We start from the raw sequence: 4,663 nt of genomic DNA, 5'->3' as shown, positions 1-4,663 counted from the left end.
GCCCCCGAGGCGGCGCTGACCAGCACCAGCCCCGACAGCGCCGCGGAGACGACCAGCCCGAGGCGCAGGGTGCTGCGCGGCGGGGCGGTCCGGCGTCGGGCCCGGACGAGGTCCGCCCCGGCGAGAAGGACCGGGGCGAGACCCAGGCTGACGACCGTCGCGACCGTGACGCCCGCGGTGGCCACGGAGCCGAAGTAGAGCGCCTGGTAGGCGCCCGTCCCCACCCCGACGACAACGGCGCGCACCGGATGGGCCCGCGCCAGCGCCACGAGCTGCGGCCCCCGCCGCAGGACGGACGAGGCGGCGACCAGTGCGACGGCCGCGATCAGCATGCGATACGCGCTGACCGTCAGGACGGTCATCGACGAGTGGTCGCGGAGGATCTCGAGGGCGAGGCCGCCAGTGCCCCACAGGACTCCGGCGAGGCAGACGAGCAGCAGCCCGATTCGAGTTGATGACATGTGTGCTCCTGGCCGGTCGCGCCTGGCACCGGCCCGTTCCGAGGGACTTCCGAGGACGGGGATCGTCACGGAGCACGCCTCGGCGCCGGCCCGTGCGGGCCGGTCGCGGTGCCGCTCCGGTCAGGCGACCGGGGGCGGGAGGACGGAGAAGTTCGGAGCCACGGACGGGATGCTAGCAGCGGGGTTCGGGCGCCGGAACGGGCGTCTCGGGTGATCCGAAGGCGGGTGACCGGGCACGGCAGCCGGGCACTCACGGGTGGCTCGCTACGGATGGGTCTGGCGTGGTCGGCCGGGCGTCGTCGGACCGGCGTGGTCGGGCCGGTCGGGTCGAGCCAGTTGTGTCGGTGAGCGCGCGTAGGGTCTGGGTCGGGTCCGGGGCCCCGGTAGCCGGCCGGCCCGACCCAGGACTTGGAAGCGCGATCGGTTGTCCACAACCTTGGAACTGGAGATGCGGTCAGTTCGGATCGAACATATATTCGATGGATGGATATCTAATTGGCGGCTTTACTGAACAAGGGGTGCGCATGGAGCAGAATCTGGCCGAGCAAGGCAGCGCAGCCGACCGTGGTGCGGTCAGCATCGTGGAACGTTCCTTGCGGCTTGCCCTCGCTGCTATCGACCACCCTGGAACTGGTGGCGGTGAGCAGATGACCTCGCTGCCCCGCGGCCTCAACTGGGGTGTGCTCTCGACGACGGGCGAGGGCCCCCTTTCCCCAGCCAGCGTGACCTGGGCAGGCCACGGCCTGAGGACTGGGTCCGCGCCCGGGGGTGCTGTCGACACCGGCTCGAGCCACGCGCCGTCCGTCGCTCCGGCAGCCGAGCCAGTTCTTCCCGCGCTGCCGGTGGGTGCCGAGCTGGTCGGTGTGCTGGCCGCTGTCGAGTTGGCCGACACCGATGACGCCGAGCTCGTCGATGTCGCGGCCCGCTGGCAGGACGTCGTCTCCTGGGCCACCGCGATGCAGTCGCGTGCCACCGGTGAGATCGCCCGACGCCGCGGCTGGACCGCCGAACACACCACCGCGGCCGCCGAGATCAGCGCCCGCCTACGCATCCCGCAGACCGACGCGAACAAGCTCATGGCCCGCGGCACCGGCTTGTCCGAACACCCCCAGGTCATGAAGGCCCTCCACGACGGCCTCATCGACACCGCCAAAGCAGACATCCTGCTGCGCTCCGGCAACCCCCTGACCACCGAGGAACGCGACCGGGCGATCACCACCTACCTGCCCCAAGCCCCCGACCACACCCGCCGCTGGCTGCGCGACAAGATGAACCATCACGCCACTCGCCTGCACGGCGCGACAGAGGTGACCAAGCAGGCGATGACCCGCCGCGCCGTGTTCATCGACCCCGCCGACAACTCCATGGCCTGGATCAGTGCCAACCTGCCCGCCACCGACGCCACCACGGTCTGGGACGCCATCGATACCGTCGCCCACACCATCCGCAGGACGCCGGGGGCCACTCGCACCCTCGCCCAAGCCCGCGCCGACGCGTTCGTCGCGATCACGACCGGGCGCATCATCGTGCCCCCACGGCCCGCAGGTTCGCTCGAACCAGCTAGCAACGAGACGCACACCACCGCCGCCACCGCCATGCGCGACCAGAGCGCAAGCCCGACCGGGCAGAACGACACCGACTCGGCGTCGGACTCGGCGCCGGACCCGGGCCTGCCGCGCACCACCGTGCCCGCCACCGGCTGCTCCTGCGGGGGCTGCACCTGCGACGGCACCACCATCCGCGTCATCACCGTCAAGCCCCAGATCCGGGTCACCGTCCCGGCCACCATGCTCCTCGGCCTCGACGACTCCCCCGGGCAACTCGACGGGTACGGACCCATCCCCGCACAGACCGCTGCCCGCATCGCGACCGACGCGACCTGGCAACGCCTCCTGACCGACCCGGTCACCGGGATCCTCACCGACTACTCCACCACCACCTACCAACCCGGCAAGATCCTGCGCCAAGCCGTCACCACACGGGACCAGACCTGCTGCTTCCCGCAATGCGAGCGCCCCGCCCAACGGGCCGACCTCGACCACATCCACCCCTACGATCACCACCTCGACCCGACCACCCAGCCGGCCGACTCACCCGGGCAGACCCGCGCGAGCAATCTGCAACCACTGTGCCGCGCACACCACCTGGCCAAGACCCACGGCGGCTGGGACGTCACCCGCGACCCCGACACCGGGGTCACGACCTGGACCGCACCAACCGGTCACACCTACAACCGACCACCCGCCACGACCGGGCGCCGCGTGACCGAACACGACACACCCCGGGCCGGACATCACCAGCCTTGCCGATGACATCCGGCACCTGCTCGGGACCCAGGACCACCCGCCCCGAGGCTGCACCTCCTCGCGAAGCCACGACCCCGCAACTCCCTGTCCACGGAGCGAGCCGAGCGAGCCACCGTTCTGAGCGAGTCTCCAAGGTCAGACCCGCGCGGCACGGGAGCCCCTCGGAAACACCGGCGACCTGGCGACCTGGAACCTCGCTCCCAGCACGTACCCGGCCGGACGTGCACGCGACGCAGCGTCGGCCTACCGGCACTAGACCCGCCCGAGCTCCGCGGCTCGGCGCAGCACCAGCTCCGGCACCTCGTCGGTGACGTAGTCCTCGGTGACCGGCGCGGAGGCGACCCGGCGCACCGGCACCAGCCCGGCCCACCCGTCGAGCTCCAGGTCACCCGGCTCGAGGGTGGCGCCGCCCTCGCGCTGCTTCATGGACGCCTCGGCCAGCGGCAGCGCGATCACGACGGTCGCGGCGAGCTCCCTGCGGGTCGGCGGCCGGAGGGTGGCGGACCGGCCGGGGACCATGTGGTCCACGATCAGGTCGAGCGCCCGACGCCGCTCCCCCTGGTCGGTCACCCGTCGCGGCCGGCCGATCACGACGGCCGACCGGTAGTTCATCGAGTGGTGGAAGCCGGTCCGCGCCAGGACCAGACCCTCCAGCTCCGTGACCGTGACGCACACGTCGTGCTCTAGCGCCGGCGCAAGCCAGCCCGCCGCGACCGATCCGTGCAGGTACAGGGTGCCGCCGTCGTCGGGCCCGGCGGGGTCGACGCCGAAGGCCGTGGGCAGGACCACGAGGTGCGCGCCCGCCACGACGCCCAGGTGCGCGATGAGCGCGTCGTCGAGCAACGCCATGAGCCGACGCCGGTCGTCGACCTGCCGGTTCCGGCCGCGCGTCGGCGTCGTCCGGGCCGTCGGCGAGAGCGTGTCGGGAGCAGGTGGGGCAGGAGGGACAGCGCCGGGGGCAGGCGGTGCGGAGACGGAGGAAGGCTGGGGCGTCGTCATGCCGTTAGCCTGGGCCCGAAGTGGCCCACGCACACGGGCCAGTTCGTCGCGACTTGAACAGGCCACTACCCAGGGACCACTGCCTCAGCAGGCCGCTGACATCGCACCGCTCCCGAACCGCCCACGCCGAAAGCCAGCCCATGCTCCCCGTCCGGCTCGACCGCGCCCGCGCCGAACCCCTCCCCGCCCAGCTCGCGGCCGCGGTCCGCGCGCTGGTCACCGACGGAACCCTCGGCACCGGCGACCGCCTGCCCTCCAGCCGCGCCCTGGCAACCGACCTCGGGGTGTCCCGCGCCGTGGTCGAGCAGGCGTACGACCAGCTTTTGGCCGAGGCCTGGGTCTCGACCCGGCGCGGTGCCGGCACCTTCGTCACCTCCGGGGAGACCCTTCCGACGCAGCCCAGCACTCACCGGCCTGCCTCCCGGGAGCCGCAGTACACCCACCTGGACGCGGGCACGCCCTGGATCGACCCGCGGCACCTCGCGGGCTGGCGCCGCGCGTGGCGGGAGGTCTCCATGGCCAGGCCACCCCGCGGCTATCCCGACCCGAGCGGTCTGCCCGAGCTGCGCGAGGCCCTGGCGGAGCGGCTCGCCCGCACCCGCGGCCTGACCGTCGCCCCGGACGAGATCCTGCTGACCGCCGGCTCCACCGACGCCCTGCGCCAGCTCCTGGGTGCGCTCGGCCCCGGAAACGTCCTGGTCGAGGACCCCGGCTACCGCGCCGCCGTCGAGTCGATCCGCATGTCGGGCCGCGTCGTCGTCGACCATCCGGCCCTGGCCCCCGTGACGGACCTGACCGGGTGCGCGGCCGCGTACGTCACGCCGGCGCACCAGCACCCCCTCGGCCGGGTCATGCCCGCCGCGGACCGGCTCGCCCTCCTGGCGGCGGCCCGGGCCG

At 72.9% G+C, this 4,663-nt stretch carries 4 protein-coding genes; 2 read left to right on the top strand and 2 right to left on the bottom strand.

Going from position 1 to position 4,663, the window contains the following annotated elements:
• A partial coding sequence (locus PROKR_RS03900; RefSeq protein ID WP_036959692.1) for an EamA family transporter occupies window positions 1–461 on the bottom strand: 461 nt, incomplete at its 3' end.
• 344 nt (window positions 462–805) lie between these two features.
• Here PROKR_RS03900 and PROKR_RS30495 point away from each other — a divergent pair.
• Window positions 806–2,773 (top strand): HNH endonuclease, encoded by a 1,968-nt coding sequence (locus tag PROKR_RS30495; RefSeq protein ID WP_157601875.1) that lies wholly within the window; start codon window positions 806–808, stop codon window positions 2,771–2,773.
• Between the two features lie 246 nt (window positions 2,774–3,019).
• Here PROKR_RS30495 and PROKR_RS03890 read toward each other — a convergent pair whose 3' ends face one another.
• Entirely contained in the window at window positions 3,020–3,766 is a 747-nt protein-coding gene (locus PROKR_RS03890) for a pyridoxamine 5'-phosphate oxidase family protein (protein ID WP_281171669.1), read from the bottom strand.
• A 140-nt stretch (window positions 3,767–3,906) separates the two neighbouring features.
• Between PROKR_RS03890 and PROKR_RS03885 the strand changes: the two genes are divergently transcribed.
• Window positions 3,907–4,663: aminotransferase class I/II-fold pyridoxal phosphate-dependent enzyme (locus PROKR_RS03885; RefSeq protein ID WP_036959690.1), on the top strand; the 757-nt coding region annotated here is incomplete at its 3' end.

The sequence above is a fragment of the Promicromonospora kroppenstedtii DSM 19349 genome, assembly GCF_000515355.1.
In the GTDB taxonomy this organism is placed as follows: domain Bacteria; phylum Actinomycetota; class Actinomycetes; order Actinomycetales; family Cellulomonadaceae; genus Promicromonospora; species Promicromonospora kroppenstedtii.
Note: the sequence above shows the minus strand (reverse complement) of the source record. Positions and strands in the feature narration are given on the sequence as shown.